Source organism: Endobacterium cereale, from assembly GCF_009617585.1.
In the GTDB taxonomy this organism is placed as follows: domain Bacteria; phylum Pseudomonadota; class Alphaproteobacteria; order Rhizobiales; family Rhizobiaceae; genus Neorhizobium; species Neorhizobium cereale.
Genome location: NZ_WIXI01000044.1, coordinates 75,078 through 92,890 on the forward strand (window position 1 = coordinate 75,078; position 17,813 = coordinate 92,890).

General features: G+C 59.7%; 16 protein-coding genes and 1 other RNA gene. 9 read left to right on the forward strand and 8 right to left on the reverse strand.

The annotated features are described in order from the left end of the window. Positions 1–70: 70 nt before the first annotated feature. From GAO09_RS14115 to GAO09_RS14135, 5 genes are all read right to left on the reverse strand, one after another. Positions 71–976 carry a DMT family transporter gene (locus GAO09_RS14115; RefSeq protein WP_153354651.1) on the reverse strand — a complete coding sequence of 302 codons (906 nt, stop codon included), beginning with the start codon at positions 974–976 and terminating at the stop codon, positions 71–73. Positions 977–1,087: 111 nt separating this feature from the next. Further along, positions 1,088–2,317 (reverse strand): lytic murein transglycosylase, encoded by a 1,230-nt coding sequence (locus GAO09_RS14120; protein WP_153354652.1) that lies wholly within the window; start codon positions 2,315–2,317, stop codon positions 1,088–1,090. 149 nt (positions 2,318–2,466) lie between these two features. Then, positions 2,467–3,249 (reverse strand): glycoside hydrolase family 25 protein, encoded by a 783-nt coding sequence (locus GAO09_RS14125; protein WP_153354653.1) that lies wholly within the window; start codon positions 3,247–3,249, stop codon positions 2,467–2,469. Positions 3,250–3,398: 149 nt separating this feature from the next. Continuing rightward, positions 3,399–4,070 (reverse strand): class I SAM-dependent methyltransferase, encoded by a 672-nt coding sequence (locus tag GAO09_RS14130; protein ID WP_153354654.1) that lies wholly within the window; start codon positions 4,068–4,070, stop codon positions 3,399–3,401. Between the two features lie 14 nt (positions 4,071–4,084). After that, positions 4,085–5,332: a BtaA family protein gene (locus GAO09_RS14135; protein ID WP_153354655.1), complete on the reverse strand. Its 1,248-nt coding sequence runs from the start codon at positions 5,330–5,332 to the stop codon at positions 4,085–4,087. A 144-nt stretch (positions 5,333–5,476) separates the two neighbouring features. Between GAO09_RS14135 and GAO09_RS14140 the strand changes: the two genes are divergently transcribed. Further along, entirely contained in the window at positions 5,477–6,823 is a 1,347-nt protein-coding gene (locus tag GAO09_RS14140; RefSeq protein WP_153354656.1) for a serine hydrolase domain-containing protein, read from the forward strand. A gap of 54 nt (positions 6,824–6,877) precedes the next feature. Here the strand turns inward: GAO09_RS14140 and GAO09_RS14145 are convergent, their stop codons facing one another. From GAO09_RS14145 to GAO09_RS14155, 3 genes are all read right to left on the reverse strand, one after another. Further along, positions 6,878–7,924, reverse strand: a complete 1,047-nt coding sequence (locus GAO09_RS14145; RefSeq protein ID WP_235938150.1) for a lytic transglycosylase domain-containing protein — start codon at positions 7,922–7,924, stop codon at positions 6,878–6,880. Positions 7,925–8,110: 186 nt separating this feature from the next. Next, positions 8,111–8,743 (reverse strand): LysE family translocator, encoded by a 633-nt coding sequence (locus GAO09_RS14150; protein WP_153354657.1) that lies wholly within the window; start codon positions 8,741–8,743, stop codon positions 8,111–8,113. Between the two features lie 48 nt (positions 8,744–8,791). Continuing rightward, positions 8,792–10,003, reverse strand: a complete 1,212-nt coding sequence (locus GAO09_RS14155) for a pyrophosphate--fructose-6-phosphate 1-phosphotransferase (protein WP_153354658.1) — start codon at positions 10,001–10,003, stop codon at positions 8,792–8,794. A gap of 337 nt (positions 10,004–10,340) precedes the next feature. Here GAO09_RS14155 and GAO09_RS14160 point away from each other — a divergent pair, with 337 nt between their 5' ends. The 8 genes from GAO09_RS14160 to GAO09_RS14195 all read left to right on the forward strand — a co-directional run bounded on the left by GAO09_RS14160 (position 10,341) and on the right by GAO09_RS14195 (position 17,813). Next, positions 10,341–11,081: a J domain-containing protein gene (locus GAO09_RS14160; RefSeq protein WP_153354659.1), complete on the forward strand. Its 741-nt coding sequence runs from the start codon at positions 10,341–10,343 to the stop codon at positions 11,079–11,081. Continuing rightward, complete coding sequence (locus GAO09_RS14165; protein ID WP_153354660.1) at positions 11,078–11,839, forward strand: N-acetylmuramoyl-L-alanine amidase; 762 nt, start codon at positions 11,078–11,080, stop codon at positions 11,837–11,839. The genes GAO09_RS14160 and GAO09_RS14165 overlap by 4 nt, the downstream gene beginning before the upstream one ends. Positions 11,840–11,930: 91 nt before the next feature. Then, a complete protein-coding gene (locus GAO09_RS14170) occupies positions 11,931–13,124 on the forward strand; it encodes an FAD-dependent oxidoreductase (protein ID WP_153354661.1) in 1,194 nt (397 codons plus the stop codon). A gap of 61 nt (positions 13,125–13,185) precedes the next feature. After that, positions 13,186–13,592, forward strand: an RNA gene (gene rnpB, locus GAO09_RS14175) — RNase P RNA component class A. Positions 13,593–14,115: 523 nt separating this feature from the next. Further along, entirely contained in the window at positions 14,116–14,553 is a 438-nt protein-coding gene (mraZ, locus tag GAO09_RS14180; protein WP_153354662.1) for a division/cell wall cluster transcriptional repressor MraZ, read from the forward strand. Between the two features lie 14 nt (positions 14,554–14,567). Beyond that, positions 14,568–15,593 (forward strand): 16S rRNA (cytosine(1402)-N(4))-methyltransferase RsmH, encoded by a 1,026-nt coding sequence (rsmH, locus tag GAO09_RS14185; protein WP_153354663.1) that lies wholly within the window; start codon positions 14,568–14,570, stop codon positions 15,591–15,593. A 1-nt stretch (position 15,594) separates the two neighbouring features. Next, positions 15,595–16,065 carry a cell division protein FtsL gene (gene ftsL / locus GAO09_RS14190; RefSeq protein WP_153354664.1) on the forward strand — a complete coding sequence of 157 codons (471 nt, stop codon included), beginning with the start codon at positions 15,595–15,597 and terminating at the stop codon, positions 16,063–16,065. Then, positions 16,065–17,813: a peptidoglycan D,D-transpeptidase FtsI family protein gene (locus tag GAO09_RS14195; RefSeq protein WP_153354665.1), complete on the forward strand. Its 1,749-nt coding sequence runs from the start codon at positions 16,065–16,067 to the stop codon at positions 17,811–17,813. Before ftsL ends, GAO09_RS14195 begins: the two co-directional genes overlap by 1 nt.

Here is a 17,813-nt window from a genome sequence, read left to right on the forward strand (position 1 = left end):
TGTTAACAAGCGTTACGTTCCGTGATGATTTGCCACAATTGGCCTGTGGATAGTCGAATCGAAAACGGGCTCAGCGACGGATTTTGAGCATGCCGTTGAGTACCAGCAGGCCCAAACCGATCAGCGCCATGCCGGCCACTTCGGCGACATCCAGGCGTTCGTGCAGGAAGATCGCGCCGAGCAGGATGGCGCTCGGCGGCACCAGCAGCGTCACCAGCGACGTATAGGTAGCACCGGCCATCGCCAGGATGCGGAAGTAGATGAGGTAGCCCAGCGCGGTCGACAGCAGCGCCAGCGCAAGGATGGCGCCGACCACGATCATGGACGGGAAAGGGAGTGTCCACGGCTGGTCGGCGACTAGCATGACCGGCAGCATGATGATCGAAGACGCCGTCATCTGGCCTGCGGCCGTGACCGGTGCGGGCAGGCCGCGGAAACGTTTGCCGTAGGTGCCGGCAAATCCATAGGACAAAGCCGCGAGAATGGGCAGGATCAGCGCCCAGAGCGGGGCTGCGGTGGAGGTGAAGACTCCGGGACCGATCAGCACGATCGTGCCGGCAAGGCCGAGCAGGCAGCCGATGATTTTTGGCGTCGAGAGCTTTTCATCCTCGGTGAAACGGTTGGCGATCAGCACGGTGAAGATCGGCGTTGTGGCGTTGAGGATGGCGGCAAGACCGGCGCCGATCTCTGTCTGGCCGAAAAAGATCAGCGTGTGCGGAATGGCATTGTTGATCAGGCCGAGGATGGCGAAGGAACGCCAGTGTTCTCTCAGCAGCGGATAGGTGCCGAAACGGCCGCGCAGGAAAATATGCAGGGCGAGTGCGGCCAGAAACAGGCGGAAGAAGACCAGCGTGAAGGGCGGAACTTCGGCGACGGCAATGCGCGCGAAAAAGAACGAGCCGCCCCAGAGCAGACCGAGAACGAAAAGAAGAGCCCAGGCGGTGGTGCCGGGTTTGGTCATCGTCGAGGCGTTCATGTGGCCGAGAATCTCCCTGTCATCATCAGGGATAGACCCGCAACAAAAATGCCGCCACCCGATTTTTGTCGGATGGCGGCGCGAACGTAAAATTTCAGTTGGTCTAAGAGATCAGAGGCCCTGAACCAGCTGCTGGGTCGGCCAGCCATCAGCGGCGAGACCAAGGCGCTGCTGTTCCTTCTGGATGGCGTTACGCGTGCCGGAGCCCAGAATGCCGTCGATTTTGCCGACATCGTGGCCACGTGCCTGCAGCTTGGTCTGCAGGTCCTTCATGGCCGCGTCATCAAGGGCGGGGTCGGGATTGCCCTTGGCATAGGTCGGCGCGCCGGACAGACGGGTGGCGAAATAGGCGGCGGACGTCGTGTAGATGAACGACTGGTTCCATTCCAGATAGATGTTGAAGTTCGGGTAGGTCAGGAAGACCGGACCCTTGCGGCCCTGCGGCATGATCAGCGCTGCCGGCAGGTTGCCGAACTTGGTGTCGCCGTCACGTGGGGTAACGCCGAGCTTGAACCATTCCGATGCCGGAATCTCGTTGCCGAGGCCGGTCTTTTCCCAAGCTAGGTTTTCCGGAACCTGCACTTCCTGGATCCACGGCTCGCCCTTGCGGTAACCGAGCGACTTGATGAAGGCGGCGGCGGTCAGAACCGCGTCAGCCGAGGACTTCTTCACATCGATATGGCCGGAATTGTCGCCATCGACGCCGTGGGCGATAATGTCCTTCGGCAGCATCTGCACCTGGCCGATTTCGCCGGCCCATGCGCCCGTGTTGGTGGCCGGGTCGAGATCACCGTGCTGGACCATCTCGATCAGCGAGATCAGCTGCGGGCGGAAGAGTTGCGGGCGGCGGCAGTCATGCGCGAGCGTGACGAGGGCGTTGCGGGTGTTGAAATCACCCTGCACGGCGCCGAAATCGGTTTCCATGGCCCAGAAGGCAGTGATGACGCCGGCCGGCACGCCGTATTCGCTTTCGGCGCGGCCAAAGATGTCCTTCATCTGGCTCATCTTCTGACGGCCGATATCGAGGCGACCCTGGCTGACGGTGCGCTGCGAGAATTCGAGGAAAGTCTGGCGGAACACGCCCTGTGCACGGTCGCGCGACAGCACTTTCTGGTCGATCTGAGCGCCGGCAAGCGCGGTATCGACGGCACTGGCCGGAATACCCTTGGCAACGGCTTCCTGCTTCACGCCAGCCAGAAAGGCCGGCAGTTCGCCGCCGCAGGCAACCGGCTTGGTGTCGTTGCCGGCGGAAAGCTCCAGCGACGCGGCCTGCGTCAGCGTGGTGGTGGCAAGAAGGGCGGGCAGGGTGAGGGCGAGCGCAAGGCGACGGGCGACGGACATGGAAAGGTTTCCTGTTCTGGGCAAAGGCAAGGTCGTGAGTTGTTGTGACGCAAACAATGTGACGTAAACAAGGAAACGACCCGGATATGAGCCGTCTTACATCAGTTCCTTGTCATTTCTACAAGTACCAGTGCGAAAGCGCAGAACTCTTACCTGTTGGCGGAAGCAACCCACTGTCGCCAGCTCTTTTCCGAACCGGAAAACACGTTGATGTCGGTTGGTCCCTTGATGCCAGGAATGATACCGGTCGCGGTATATTGCCAAAAAGTCCATTTGCGGTTGGCGTAAATCTGGCCCGGATGGGCGGCCACCGAGCGCACCCAGAAATGATGGCTGCTGAAGGCATTCACGAGCCTGTCGCGGTGGAAATCGACGGATGTGTAGATGATCGGACGCACGCCGTAATGGGCCTCGATGCGATCCATGAAACGCTGCATCACGTCGCGCACCGTGTCGGTGTCCGGCTTCAGCTTGCAGGTGGGGGAGGCGTGGTTCCACTCCATGTCGATGACCGGCGGCAGCATGTTGGCTTCCTTCGGCACGTTCTGGATGAACCAGTCAGCCTGATCTTCCGGCGTCGAGCAGAAATAATAAAAATGATAGGCTGAATGCGGAATGCCGGCGCTTGCCGCGCCGCGCCAATGGGTGGTGAAGGCGGAATCGATACGGTCCTTGCCTTCGGTGCCCTTGATGAAGACGAAAGCGACGCCGGACTTCTTCACTTCCTGCCAGTCGATATCCGTACCGTTCCATTTGGACAGGTCGATGCCATGCACCGGGTGCGTGCCGGGATGATTGCGGCCAAAGTCCTGTGGGTCATTGTCCTTGAAACGTGTGCCCTTGATCGACGGCGCATCGAGAAGATCGGCGGTCGATGTGCAGCCGGTGGCCAGCATTGCGGTCACGGCAAGGGCGAGGAGGGCTTTGTGCATGAAGGGTCCGGTCTAGAGGCTCAGATGCTTTGACCGCCCATGCTCGCTGGTGTGGCCGAATCTCGTTTAGCACAAAGACCAGGAAAATGGAGCCGGGCGAAGCCGCCCGGTGATGACAATCGTGTCAGGCCCCTTATCGAAAACGAATATCAGGCGCGCTTGCGAATGATGGCGTGCCAGGCGTAACCGCCGCCGATTTCCTCGAACATCATGTCGGCATCGGCGTCCGCCAAGCGCTTTTCCAGAGCTTCGTGGAGGTTGGCGCGCGGTGTCACATGGAAACGGATCAGCCAGGCCTGCAGCGCCGAGCGGAACCATACGGGCAAACGTTCCTGCTGGCCGAAATCGACGATATGCAGCGAGCCGCCCGGCTTGACGGCTGCAAGCGACGCATCGATCGCGCCTTCCCAGTCGGGGATCATCGACAGGGCATAGGAGATCAGGATGCGGTCGAAACCGTCGATGCCAAAATCCTGCGCGCTGAATGTGGTTGCGTCTGCCACTTTCAGGATCGGTTGTTCGGCCTTGCTCCGAAAATTGCGGCGGGCGCTTTCCAGCATTTCGGCGGAAATATCCAGCCCGAACAGTTTTGCGCCGCGGTGATGCTTGTGAGCGAGAAGAAGGTTGCGGCCGGTGCCGCAGCCGACTTCCAGCAGCGTCTGCCCTTCCACCATACCAAGGCTGGCGATCGCCTTGTCACGGCCAAACAGATAATATTTGCGGGTGAGGTCGTAGATGTGTCGCTGATAGCGATACATGCCGTCCATGCGGGCCGCATGGTCGCGGTCTCCGCCGTTGAAATTTTCGCTTGTCGCCGCCATCAGTCCGGCCCCGTTCAGGTGTTTTTGCTATAGATGTGGAAGCCGCCATAGATGGCAGAGCGGTCCTGAACGTTCAGTGCCTCCGAGCGGTCCTTTTGATAGGTCCACTGGTCGGCGATCGCCTGTGACAGGCGGCCTTCAATGACGCTCTTTTCAGCGGCGGTGCGGAAGATCACGCGGGCGCCGGGTGCGGCGGTGCGGGTGATCTCGGTCCACAGATCGTTAAGCTGCTCGTCGTTCATCCAGTCCTGTGCATCGAGCAGGATGTAGCGATCGACGGCGGCGGCCGGTTTCTGGTTGAGAAGCTCGGTGAAGCTGGCGTGATGGACGGACACACGCTCGGCATTGTCGCGGATGGCCGGATAATGTTCTTCGCGCAGATAGGTCGGCAGCGATCCTTCATGCGGCTGCGGATAACGGCGGGCAAAGGCCTGCCAGGCAAAATAGTTGTCGCGCAGCGGAAAATGGCAGGCGAGCTTTTCGAGACGCTGGCGCAGGACCGGCGCGATCGAGCCGTCATCGGCAAGGCTTGCCAGTTCGTCATACTGCTGCGGCGGGATGCCAAGGCCGAAGAGAGAGCTTTTACGGCTGGTGAGAAATTTGATGAACGGTTTGTCGAACAACGGCGCGATGCGGTCTTCGAAGAACTGGCGCTGTTCGCGCAGCGATTTTGCTTCCGCTATCTTTGTGAGGTCGACGCCATGCAGGCGGGCCAGCAGGTGGCCGACGCCGATGAAGCGGCCGAGCAGGCCGGTGCGATAGATATTGCGCTTAAACACATCAATGCGACGGCGTCCGCCAATGCTGCGCTTCTGCCAGTAGGCGCGGGTGGTGTCGTCCAGATGCGGGGCGATAAAGTTGTCGAAGGCGGAAATATTGGCGTCGACATTGTGCTGGCCGAGCAGGCGAACGACATCGGAATGTGCAGGCAAGTGGCGGAACGCCGTCAGCTTCAGGCGATTGAGCGCGACATGATGCGGATTGAGATCGACCACGTCGATCTTGGCCGGGCTGCGGCTGAGATAGGCCAGCATGTTGCAGCCGCCGGACGCGATCGTGACAACGTTATGACCTTCGCCAAGCTCCATCGCCGCCATGTCGACATCCGGGTCTTCCCAGATCTGCGGATAAACGAGGCCGGAGAACAGGAGGCCGAACATGCGCTCGGAAAAACCCTTGGCCGAGAGCGCCTTGTGCTGGAGGAGGGCACTCTTGAGTTTCTCGTTCTTGAGATAACCGGCTTCCGAAGCAAAATCAGTCATGATCGTTCCTGCTCTTCATGAGTTGCAACGGCTCTAGACCCGGCCTGCTACAGTTTGATGACGCGGGATGTGACGAACGTGACAGCGAAGCCCTTTCCTTTAAGGGGCTTTCCTGATTGCATGCGGCCGCAACCGGAGCCCGCCATGCGCATCATCAAAATCGTTCTCATCACCGTCGTCACGCTGCTGGCAGCCTGTGTAATCTGGCTCATCACCATGCCGCCGGAGCTTTTGAGGGTGGGCAGCGGTTATGCGGCCAAGATCGTGTGTTCCAACGTATTTCTGGCGGATCGCGATGCACAGGAGGTGCTGGCAGTCGACGTTCAGGCGCCGGGCCATCCGCTGTTGCGCTTGATGCGGGTGAGCGTCGATGAGCAGGCGGCGAAGGTGGAGGCTGGTATCTTTGGCTTCATCGCGCCTTCGGTTGCAATCTATCGCGACGATGTCGGCTGCGCGGTGACGCAGGATTTGGCTGCGAACGGTCAGGCCTATCAGAGCCCGCCGCTTGTTGGCCCCGAATCAGGCCCGTCGGATGTGTTGTTTCCCGAGGGAACGAAGATCGAGGCGGATCAGCGCATCACGTCACTTCTGGCAAATGAGGCTTTGACTGGTCCCGGTATGCGGGCGGTTATCGTCGCGCAGAACGGGCGCATTCTCGGCGAGCGATATGGCGCGGGATTTTCCGACAAGACGCCGCTGATCGGCTGGTCGATGGCGAAAACGATCAACGCGGCACTGATCTCCACGTTGGTGAGCGAGGGCAAGCTCTCCTATTCCGACCGCGACCTGTTTCCGCAATGGGCCAATGATGAACGCGGCGAAATCACCCTGGCGCAGTTGCTTGCCATGGAAAGTGGCCTCGGTTTCAACGAGAATTACGGTACAGTGGCGGATGTCACGCGCATGCTGTTCCTTGAGCAGGACATGGCCGAATTCGCCATCGACACGCCGCTGGAAGCCTCGCCGGGCACGAAGTTTTCCTATTCGTCCGGCACGTCGGTCATCCTGTCTAAACTCTGGATGGAGCGCATAGGCGACAGGACGGCAGCGCTTGCCTATCCGCGCCGGATGCTGTTTGTGCCTCTTGGTATGCAGAGTGCTGTATTCGAGACTGATGCGACAGGCACTCTTGCAGGTAGTTCCTACATCTATGCGACGGCGCGCGACTGGACACGTTTCGGCATGCTGCTGGCGGCAGACGGTATGTGGAAGGGTGAGCGACTGCTGCCGGAAGGCACGGTAGCGATGATGGGCAAGGCTTCGCCCAGATCCGATGGCCGGTATTCGCAGATGCAGACCTGGCTGAAACTGTATGGCCGCGATGCCGAGGGCCTGCCGGCGGACATGTTCATGCTGAGCGGCCATGACGGGCAGACGGTGGCGGTGGTCCCATCGATGGGGCTGGTGGTTCTGCGCATGGGCCTGACGCCATCGGGTGGCGGGTATAATGTGCTGGAGCTGATTGCCGCGACGGCGAAGGCGGTCAAATAAAAAGACCCGCAAAAGCGGGTCATCTTTCCGTTGGTCGCTGCAATAAAACCAAACTCACTGCAGGACGTGCAGCATGTTCTTGCGTTTGGCGTCGTAATAATAACCGCGAGCGTAAAGCTTGATGGCGTTGTCGCTGTTGTTGCCGGCCACCAGCCATGCACCGCGCAGGTATTTGATCGCGTATCTCAGATTGGTTTCCGCATCGAGCAGGCCCTTTGCCGGCCCCTGATATCCCATCGACTTGGCCGTCGGGTAGGTGATCTGCATCAGGCCCCAATAACCGTTCTTGTGATAGGCTTTGGGGTCGTATTTGCTTTCCCTATGCACGACGCGGTGTACGAGCGACTCCGGAACGCCGTAAAGACCGGCGTAGCGGGTGATAAGCTTGTTAAGTTCAGGATTGCTGGCATCGGCGGTTTCCGGGATCGGCGCGCCGGGGGCGGGTGGGAAAAAGCCCGCATTCATCATGCCGGAAACGGCGTCGTTCGGACCGGCATAGGCCAGCATCATGTTCGGTGCGGTCGGTTTCGGCGTTGGTACGACCGACTGCACGGCCACCATCTCCGTTGTAATCGGGAGTTCGGCTGTGGTCACCGTTGTCTCGTTGGCGACCGGTCCGCCAGAAAGTTGCGGCTGCACGATACGGCCGGACTTTGTCGACAGGGCTTGCTGCGCGGGTGCTGCGGCGGCGAGAAGGGTGCTGGTGGCCGGTGCTGAACCTGCGGCCGGAGAGGCACTAGCGATAGCTTGTGCCGCATTAGTCGCATCGGCAACCGGCGCAATGGCGAGCGGAACAGGCTGCGGTGCCGGATCCGGCGAAGCAAGGGCAGCTGTCTGGATTTCGGTGACGCTGAGGCTGGCCGGAAGCGAGGCGATGTGAATGCGACCGGACTTTTCGAGAACCGGCGCGGTCTCGCCAGCCATGCCGGCCACTTGAGGCGTGTTGGCGTCTGTCGCTGCAGCGACCGGGGTGGCTGCCGCCGTCTGCGCGTTCGTCACATTCGGGCCGGAGGCCTGATCCATAGCCGAACAACCCGCGATAGCGGAAGAAACCGCAAAAGCCAGAGCTGTCTTGCAGCCGCCAAATCGCGTGATCACCATTGGGTCGCTCTCATGAAATCGGTTGTCCCAGCCCGCTCAAGAATCCTAACGGATCATCATGTCCATTAACCGATTGGTAGCATTCGGGCAAGTGGACTGCATGACGCCGCGCTAAGCCTTTGTTTTCAGGGCATTCCGCCATTTCGTGCCGAAGTGTGCGCACAGCTTTTTTTGGTCGCATCGCTCTCAGGCGGCGATCCGCCGGTATCCGGCCGTGACCGCACGACGGGATATAAATCGCGTACGAGGCTTGCGCGAGGCTGGGTTCTTGAGGCCGAGCTTTTCCAAACGCTTCAGGCGGCGCCCTGCGAGGACGACGTTCATCAGGCCTCCAACCAATGCTGTACTCAAGAAAACGCCATCCATTTCAACCAGTTGCAGCGAGAGCGAGCCATGCGGATCAAAAGCCTGCGGCAGGAGCGCGATAAAGGCGAGGATAGACCGCGGTTTTACCGCCGCAAGGCGAAAGATATGCAGAAAGATGCGGACCGGCTGGCGTTCCGGCAGGTTGTCATTGTGGGCGAGATAACCACGGGCCGGGTGCTGCAGCGTCCACAGCACATGCAGCATCAGATAGGTGAGGCCGATCCACGAGACGAGTTCGAACAGGTGCGGCAGATAACGGGCGATTGCGACAACCGGCATACTTGCCACCGTCATGGCGGCAACGAGACCGAGCGCAATTGCTGCTACGGTCAGAAGGCCGGTCAGGCGGCCGCGCGACAAGGTGTAACGCGCGGTCAGATCGGCAAGCGGACCGGGCAGAATGACGAGGAACAACGACGCCGCCGCGAAGACTAGCATTGTATCGCTGGACATTCCCATTCTCCTCCGGCCCTTCCTCTTTCGGGCCGCTGCCGCTGAAAATCAGGCCTTTTCAAAATTTTGGCCGACTGCCTTCATAACATCGCCGAACCATGGGGTCGACAGATCGAAGTGCTTGCCTCCCTTGATACGCGGGAATTCGATCGTGCGCAATTTCCCATTCTGATCTTCGTCGTGTCCGGTGACGCCGGAGACCCCATTCTGCGCACTTTCCACAGCCAGATCGACCATGCCCTGGATGAGGCGCAGGTCCTCACCGTTCGCCGGAGCCGAGCGGGCGAAATAACCGGATTTTTGGACCAAAGAGCGTTCGGCACCCAAAAGCGAGGCAAACTGCTTCTGGAACCACCCGCCGACATTGATGGTGTCGAGCTTCACATGGCCAAAGGCGTCGCGCTTGATGTTTTCGCCGGACGCTTCGAATTCCTTGACGATGACGTCCATGCAGGCGCCCTCGGAGATGAACAGGGTGACAAAACCATAACGGTCCATCACGTCTTTCAGGCGGGTGGCTTCCGCGTCGCGGTCAAACCGCATTTCCGGCAGATAGATGCCGTCGATCTTCTTCAGCTGCTCATCCATCATGAAGCCCTCGACATAATCGTGGGTTTTCGTCTTCTGCATATAGGCGCGGGCTGTGGCGGCGGTCAGCCAGCCACAATGGCGGCCCATCACTTCGTGGATTATCAGCGTGCGTGGCGCCGCGCTTTGTTCGTTCGACACGTTGTCGAAGAAGTTTGCACCGACTTCCGCTGCCGTCCATGCGCCGAGCGACTGACGGATCGGCACCACATCATTGTCGACCGTCTTCGGCAGGCCGACGACCGTCAGGTCATAGCCGTTCTGGCCGAGATAAGCGGCGAGATCGGCTGCCGTCGTATTGGTGTCGTCGCCGCCGATCGTGTGGAGGATGGTGACACCATCGGCCGCCAGCCGTTCGGCTGCGACTTTCAGCGGGTTCTCGCCTTCCTTGACGAGACCGCGTTTGACGCAGTCGGCCGCGTTGGTCAGTTTGACGCGACTGTTGCCGATCGGCGAGCCGCCAAAACGGTGCATGAGATGGGCTTTTTCGCGCATATCCTTGTTGATTTCGATTCGATCGCCCAGCAGCACGCCCTGATAACCGGAGCGATAGGCAATGAGATCGAGGTCCGGCGCGACATCGCTGTAGCGTTCGATCAATCCGGCGACCGCAGAGGAAAGACAAGGGGCAAGCCCGCCCGCCGTCAGCATCGCTACTTTCTGTCTGGCCATAAAATCTCCTCCGCGCTTCAAGCGCTCCTCCTGCGGGAATATGAGTGGATGGATGCGACAGCGAGACCCGGCTGTAAAGCCGCTTTCTCGAGGAAATCCGTTATTTCGCAGTGCGATAACGGCGATTCCGGCATTCAATCGTTTCAAATGGCGAACGACACTTTCCGTAACGTTACCCGCGACATAGATGCGCATCAGCGACAACGAATCTCTGCGGCCATTCCGGATCATCGAAAGCTCGGTCGCCGTCCCTCTCTCAGAGAAGTGATTGTTTCGCCCGCTTTGTCGGCCTACCGGTCATCTTGCAAAAATTGGCAAAAACTGGTCATGTAGGGCAATGATCACGGATTTTGCCTGCCTCCACATTTCCTCGCTCTGGGAAAAGCTGCTCGGCGCCATTGGCGACGCGGCCGGCAGTGCGCTTGGCCGTGTGGTCGAGGCGATCCGTACCGTGTTCGAAGGCGATCCGGAAACCCGCCGGCAGGTGTCGTTCTCCGTTGCCATCATCGCGCTGTCGGCCAAGATGGCCAAAGCCGATGGCAATGTGAACGAAAAGGAAGTCACCGCCTTCCGCCAGATTTTTGATTTCCCGCCGGAAGAAGCCCAGAACGTGGCGCGTCTCTACAATCTGGCGCGTCAGGACGTGGCCGGTTACGAAGCCTATGCATCGAAGCTCGCCAACCTATGCGGCACCGGCGCGCACAACTGCCCGATGCTGGAAAACGTCGTCGACGGCCTGTTCCATATCGCCAAGGCGGATGGTTTGCTGCACGAGAAGGAATTGTCCTTCCTCGCCCGCATTGCCGAGATTTTTCGCATCGATGAAAATCACTTTCGCCGAATCATGGCCCGCCATGTCGAGCTGGAAGGGCGCGATCCCTATCTCGTCCTCGGCGTTTCGCCGGAAGACGATTTTGCCACGATCCGCAAGCGTTACCGCAGTCTGGTGATCGAACATCATCCGGATAAGCTGCACGCACGCGGCGTGCCGGCAGCGCTCCATGCGGCAGCGACCGAGCGCATGGCGGCCCTCAACGCTGCCTATTCGGAAATCGAAAAGGAACGCCGCGCAGCATGAGCGCGATAAAATCCGAACATCTCGGCGCATCGCTGATGCCCTCGCCGAACCATGGCGAACGGGCCGATGGCCGTCAGCCCGATATGATTCTCCTGCATTACACCGGCATGGGTGGTGAGGACGAGGCATTGTCGTGGCTGTGCAATTCGGAAAGCCAGGTTTCGAGCCATTATTTCGTCCGTGAAAACGGTGCCGTCTTCCAGCTTGTGCCGGAAGCTCTTCGCGCATGGCATGCGGGCAAGAGCGTGTGGGAAGGTGAGGTTGATACCAATTCGCGTTCGATCGGTATCGAGATTGCCAATGTCGGACATCCCGGTGGTCTGCCGCCGTTCCCCGGCGCGCAGATCGAATCGGTGATCGGTCTTTGTCGTGATGTCGCTGAGCGTTGGTCGATCGCGCCGCAGCGCATTCTCGGGCATTCCGATGTAGCGCCAATTCGCAAGGTCGATCCGGGCGAAAACTTTCCTTGGGGTCGGCTGCATCAGGCTGGCATCGGCCACTGGGTCGAGCCGACGCCGATTTCCGGCGGTCGTTTCTTTCAGCGCGGCGACAGCGGCCAGCCGGTCGAGGCGTTGCAGTCCATGCTGGCGCTTTACGGTTATGGCATCGAGATTACAGGTGAGTTCTGCGATCATACGCAGGGCGTGGTCGAGGCGTTCCAGCGGCATTTCCGCACCGAACGCGTCGATGGCATTGCCGACATGTCGACCATCGATACACTGCATCGACTGCTGACCTCGCTACCGCATTACGCCTGACCAAAACTGCCATTTCTTGCTCTGGAATTGATTCCGCAAACGGCTACAACTGTCTGCGCATAATCGATAATCACGGGAACGCAGGCATCTCATGGACGGGCATTTCAAATATATCATCATCGGTTGCGGCATGATGGGTGCGGCGGCCGCGCGGCATCTTTCAACTTGGACGGATGGCGTTGCTGTCATCGGCCCGGCGGAGCCAGCCGAAACCGTCAGCCATGAGGGCGTGTTTGCCAGCCATTACGATGAAGCCCGCATCACCCGCACAATCGATCCGGATGCCGTCTGGGCGCGTCTCGCCAACCGGTCGATTGCCCGTTACGACGAGATCGCAAAAGAAAGCGGCGTTGATTTTTATTCCGAGGTTGGCTGCCTTGTTGTCGGCCCGCAACGTGATGGCGATACGACTTATGTCGGCTGCGTCGAAAAGGCGGCGGCACAACTCGGTGTTGCCACGGAAAACATGGGCGATGCCCGTCTCCGCGAATCCTTTCCGTATTTCTCGTTTCCCAACGGCAGTGACGGCATCTTCGAAGAGAAGAGTGCCGGACACATCAACCCGCGCCGGCTGGTCAAGGCCCAGACCATTCAGGCCGAGCGGCAGGGTGCGACCGTCATCCGCCAAACCGTGGTTTCGACGCGGGAGGAGGCGGGGCGCGTCACGGTTGCGACCGCCGAGGGCAAGACTTATACGGCGGAGAAGGTGCTGGTGGCAGCGGGCGGATTTTCCATTGCCGAAAAACTGCTTGGCGCCCGGCTCGATCTGAAAGTCTTTGCCCGCACCGTTTCCTTCTTCGAAATCGATGAAGCGCAGATGGAAGCGTACGGCAAAATGCCGTCGCTGATCTGGAAATGGACCGAGGAAGACGATGGCATCTATATGCTGCCGCCGGTCCGCTACCCCGACGGTAAGCTTTACCTCAAGATCGGCGGCGATCCCGACGATGTGGAGCTGAAAACGGAGCCGGAGATACGTGATTGGTTCCGTTCGGGCGGCCGCGAAAGCACCAATCGACACCTGACCGAGGTCGTCGGAAAGCTGGTGCCGGATGTCGATCTGTCCCGCAATTCGATGGCGGCCTGCGTCACCTCTTTCACGCCGACCGACTATCCGGCCATCGCCATGACCTCGGCACGGATGGGCGTTCTGACCGGCGGCTGTGGTGCGGCGGCCAAAAGTTCGGACGAGATCGGCAGGCTTGGGGCGGAATTGCTGTTTCGCGGCCGCATCGAGGATGATGCCTATGGCGCGGCGAACGGTTTTCCCGCGCATTTCCTCTGATCCGTCGCTGTTGGCGTTTTCCCGGTGGCAATTGTGTTTCGTCTCGTCTAAGGAGCGCGGACCAGTTGGCCGGGCAGCCGCGCTTTACCAATGTCGAAAGACGGTAGGGTGAGGAAAGTCCGGGCTCCACGGAAACACGGTGCCGGATAACGTCCGGCGGGGGCGACCCCAGGGAAAGTGCCACAGAGAGGATACCGCCCGGTTCCGACCGGGTAAGGGTGAAAGGGTGGGGTAAGAGCCCACCGCGCTTCTGGTAACAGCGGCGGCATGGTAAACCCCACCGGGAGCAAGACCGAATAGGGATGACGCGGGTTCCATCGCAAGGTGGGGCTACAGCCGGTTTTCGGGCCAGTCATCCGGGTGGGTTGCGAGAGGCGACGTGCAAACGGCGTCCCAGATGAATGGCTGCCACGTTCCGATGCTTGCATCGGAGCCTTACAGAACCCGGCTTACAGGCCAACTGGTAATTTTACCCTGCTTTGGGGCGAACGTGACGTTAGCGATCCGTTGGGACAAGATGGGGCGCCGAAAGTGATTCACGTCCTGGCGTAGAGCTGTCCTTTCGCGTTTGCGCGCACAGATTGTGCTCTTGTCTCGTCTTTGTATTTCTCGTTTTTCTAATCTTTTCGATCGTCCAAAGGCTTAGCGTCCCGCGCTGGTCCACTTGGGGCCGTTGGCGCATGCAATCTGCGGACGTTGCTCGCTAACTCTTTGTTAAACTTAACAGCTTATAAATAAACAATGTCGCATTCCGGTTTGCCGGATGCTTCCCATTGACGCCCATATGGTCCCATGTTATCCCAAAACTGCACTGCACAAGGGTCGCGGCAGACCCCTCAATCAGACAGTTTCAACCAGCTCCGGAAACGGACAGGCGGATGGACTTGTGGTCATCCGAAGGCTGGTTCGTGCGTCCGGTTTGAGACCGTGCAGAGCGTTTCGGCCGACATGTTTTTCGTTCGGCGGCTTTCGGGAGTGGGTGTTTGGTGTCATGAACCGCTTCCTGTCCAATGCGACGAATCGGATCGATGCGAAGGGGCGAGTTTCCGTCCCTGCGCTGTTCCGTTCTGTGTTGGTGCAAAGGGGCGTTCAGGAGCTTTATTGTCTCCAGGACCTCGTCTTTCCGGCGATCAGCGTCGGCGGTCCGGATCTGCTCGAGCGTTACGAGCGGCAGATTGCGGCAGCCGATCCGTTCTCGCCGGAAGCGAACAGGATGTCGCTGCTGGTTCACGGTGGCGGCGTTTTCATGAGGCTCGATGCGGAAGGCCGTCTGATGGTCACGGATTTCATCCGGGACTTTACGGGTATCGGTACGGACGTGACGTTTGTCGGGCGCTCGGATCACTTTCAGCTTTGGCAGCCGCAGGCGTTTCACGAGGCGCAGGCAGCAGCAAGAGAAGGGCGCTTGAGTATGTCGCGCCCTCAATAGGACGAGGAAACGGGATGGCGGCGAATCTTGGCGACGGGACACCTGAAGCCGATGGCGGATCGGTTCGCCACATCCCGGTTCTTCTCCGCGAAGTGCTGACCTCGCTACAGCCGAAGGCGGGCGAGGTCATTCTCGACGGCACTTTTGGCGCAGGCGGTTATACCTCGGCCATTCTCGAGGCGGGCGCTAATGTGATCGCGCTTGATCGCGATCCGTCGGCGATTGCTGGCGGTCAGGCTCTGGTCAAGGCAAACGGCGGGCGCCTCTCGCTCATTCATTCGCAGTTTTCCGATCTCGACCAACATGCGCCGGAAGGTGGTCTCGACGGTGTCGTGCTCGATATCGGCGTATCTTCCATGCAGATCGACGAAGCCGAGCGCGGTTTTTCATTCCAGCGCAACGGACCGCTCGACATGCGTATGTCGGCCTCCGGTGTTTCCGCGGCAGACGTCGTCAATCGTGCCAAGGTGGGTGATCTCATCCGCATCTTTGGTTTTCTCGGTGAGGAAAACCATGCCGGCCGTATTGCCCGCGCCATCGAAAAGCACCGTGCCGAGGAGCTTTTCACCACCACGCGCGATCTCGTCAACCTGATCGAGAAGGTCAATCCGCGCCGTGCCAAGGACAAGATCCATCCGGCCACCCGCGTTTTTCAGGCGCTGCGCATTTTTGTGAACGACGAGCTTGGCGAGCTGGCGCAGGCGCTGTTTGCTGCCGAGCGCTCGCTGAAGCCCGGCGGTCGCCTTGTCATCGTCAGCTTCCATTCTCTGGAAGACCGCATCGTCAAGAAATTCTTCGCTGATCGTTCCGGCAAGGCCACGGGCTCGCGCCATATGCCGCTGGTGGAAGAGCGGCCGGTGGTGTTTGAAACCATCGGCAAGCCGATGATCGGCGCGACCGAAGAAGAAGCCGAGATCAACCCGCGCGCACGCTCTGCCAAGCTGCGCGCTGGCCTGCGCACGAGCGCGCCTGCCGGTTCGACAAACATGTCGATCTTCGATCTTCCCGATCTCGCAAGCCTTGTCACGATGGGAGCGTAGCATGCTCAGAAGTTTTGATATCGTTCTCATCGGCGTCATGACGGCCACCGCCGTCGTTACCTACACGATCAAGCATCGTGCCGAGTTGAAGCTCGAAGAGGTTCGTCGGCTGCAGACGGAAATCCGCCTCGAACGCGATACGATCGATCTTCTGAAGGCCGACTGGGCATTGCAGACCCAGCCGAACCGGCTGCAGCATCTGATCGGAGCCTATAATCAGGAGCTGCAACTGGCGGCCACCGATCCGACCCAGCTGGCGCAGGCCAACGAGCTGCCGATGCTGAAGTCGCAGTTGCCCCAACCTGAAACTTCGATCGAGCAGCTGATTGCCGGTGCCGATGACGAAGTAGCCAAGGCTATCCGTGGTGTCGCCGCCGCCAAAGCGTCGCCTCCAGCTTCGCGCATCCCCGTTCCGGTAGCACGTGGTGCTGTACGTGTAGACTCAATCTCAACCGGATCGGTAAATCGCTGATGTCTTTTCTTTCCCGGATCATGGTGCTGAAGAGCAGGGGGCATTTTTCCACGGGTGCCCGTGGTGCTTCGCCGCGCAAGGCCGGTGCCAATTTCGAAGGGATCCGCAAGAGGAAGGCGCAGCAGGCCCGTAACCGTGTTGGCATTGTCATTTTTGGTTTTGCCGCGCTCTACTGTGTCATCGGCGGCCGCATGGTCTATTATGCGATGAGTGAGCCGCAGACGACGTCGAGCATTCCGCCGGCCGACAGGCTGATGGCGTCGCGTCCCGATATCGTCGATCGCAACGGTGCGCTTCTCGCCACCGACATCCGCACCGTGTCGCTGTTTGCAGAACCACACAAGATTGTCGATGCCGACGAAGTCATCGAGAAACTCTCGACCGTCCTGCATGATCTCGACATCAAGGGCACCTACGCGAAGCTGTCGTCCAAGAGCCGTTTCCAGTGGCTGAAACGCCAGCTGACGCCGAAGCAGCAGAGCCAGATTTTGGCCCTCGGCATTCCCGGCATCGGCTTTCGCCCGGAAAAGCGCCGCTTTTATCCGGGTGGCCCGACCGCTGCGCATATCGTCGGTTACGTCAATATCGACAACCGTGGCGTTTCCGGCATGGAACGTTACATCGACAGCCAGGGTCTCGCCGACCTTGCTGCTGTTGGCATGACCTCGAACCAGCCGCTTGAGCCGGTTAAACTGTCGATCGATGTGCGCGTGCAGGCAATCGTGCGCGATGTGGTCGCCAGCTCCATCGACAAATATAAGTCGATCGGCGGTGGCGCCGTGGTGATCGATGTTCATACCGGCGAAATTCTCGGCATGGCCTCGGCACCGGATTTCGATCCGAACGACCCGAATGCGAACGGCCCGGAAGGCTGGATGAATCGCATGACGAACAGCACGTTCGAAATGGGGTCCACCTTCAAATCCTTCACCATCGCGATGGGACTGGACGAAAAAAAGATCACGCTGGGCGACAGTATCGATGCCCGTTTTCCGATCCGCATGGGCGGCTATACCGTCAAGGATTTCCACGGCAAGGGCCGTTTCCTGAGCGTGCCGGAAGTGTTCCAGTATTCCTCCAACATCGGTACCGCGAAGATCGCCGATGCCGTGGGCATTCCGGATCACAAGGCATTCCTGACCAAGCTCGGGCTACTCACCCGCATGAAGACAGAGCTTCCGGAAATCGCCACGCCGAGTTCGCCGCGTGAATGGAAAAAGATCAACCAGGTCACCATTTCATTTGGTCACGGCGTTTCCACGACGCCTTTGCAGACTGCGGTTGCGGGCGCAGCACTGGTGAATGGCGGTGTTCTGCATCCGCCGACATTTTTGCCGCGCACGGAAGAGCAGGCGACGGAATTCGCCACTCAGGTGATGAACCCTTCGAGCAGCAAGGACATGCGCTACCTGTTCGAGTGGAACGGTTCGAGAGGCTCCGGCCGTAACGCCCGTGTCGAAGGCTTCGATGTCGGCGGCAAGACCGGCACCGCCGACAAGGTCGTCAACGGCCGTTACGCCCACGACAAGAATTTCAACGCCTTCCTTGCGGCCTTTCCGATGAGCAATCCGCGTTATGTGGTCCTCAGCTTCTCCGACGAGCCGAAAACCGACAAGGGCAATGGTGCAGCGCTTGCCGCAACCTCGGCGGCACCGATGGTCAAGGAGATCATCGCGCGATCCGCGCCTATTCTCGGTGTACAACCTTCGTTTGGTGAAAATGGCTCCGCCTTGCTCGTGTCCTATTAG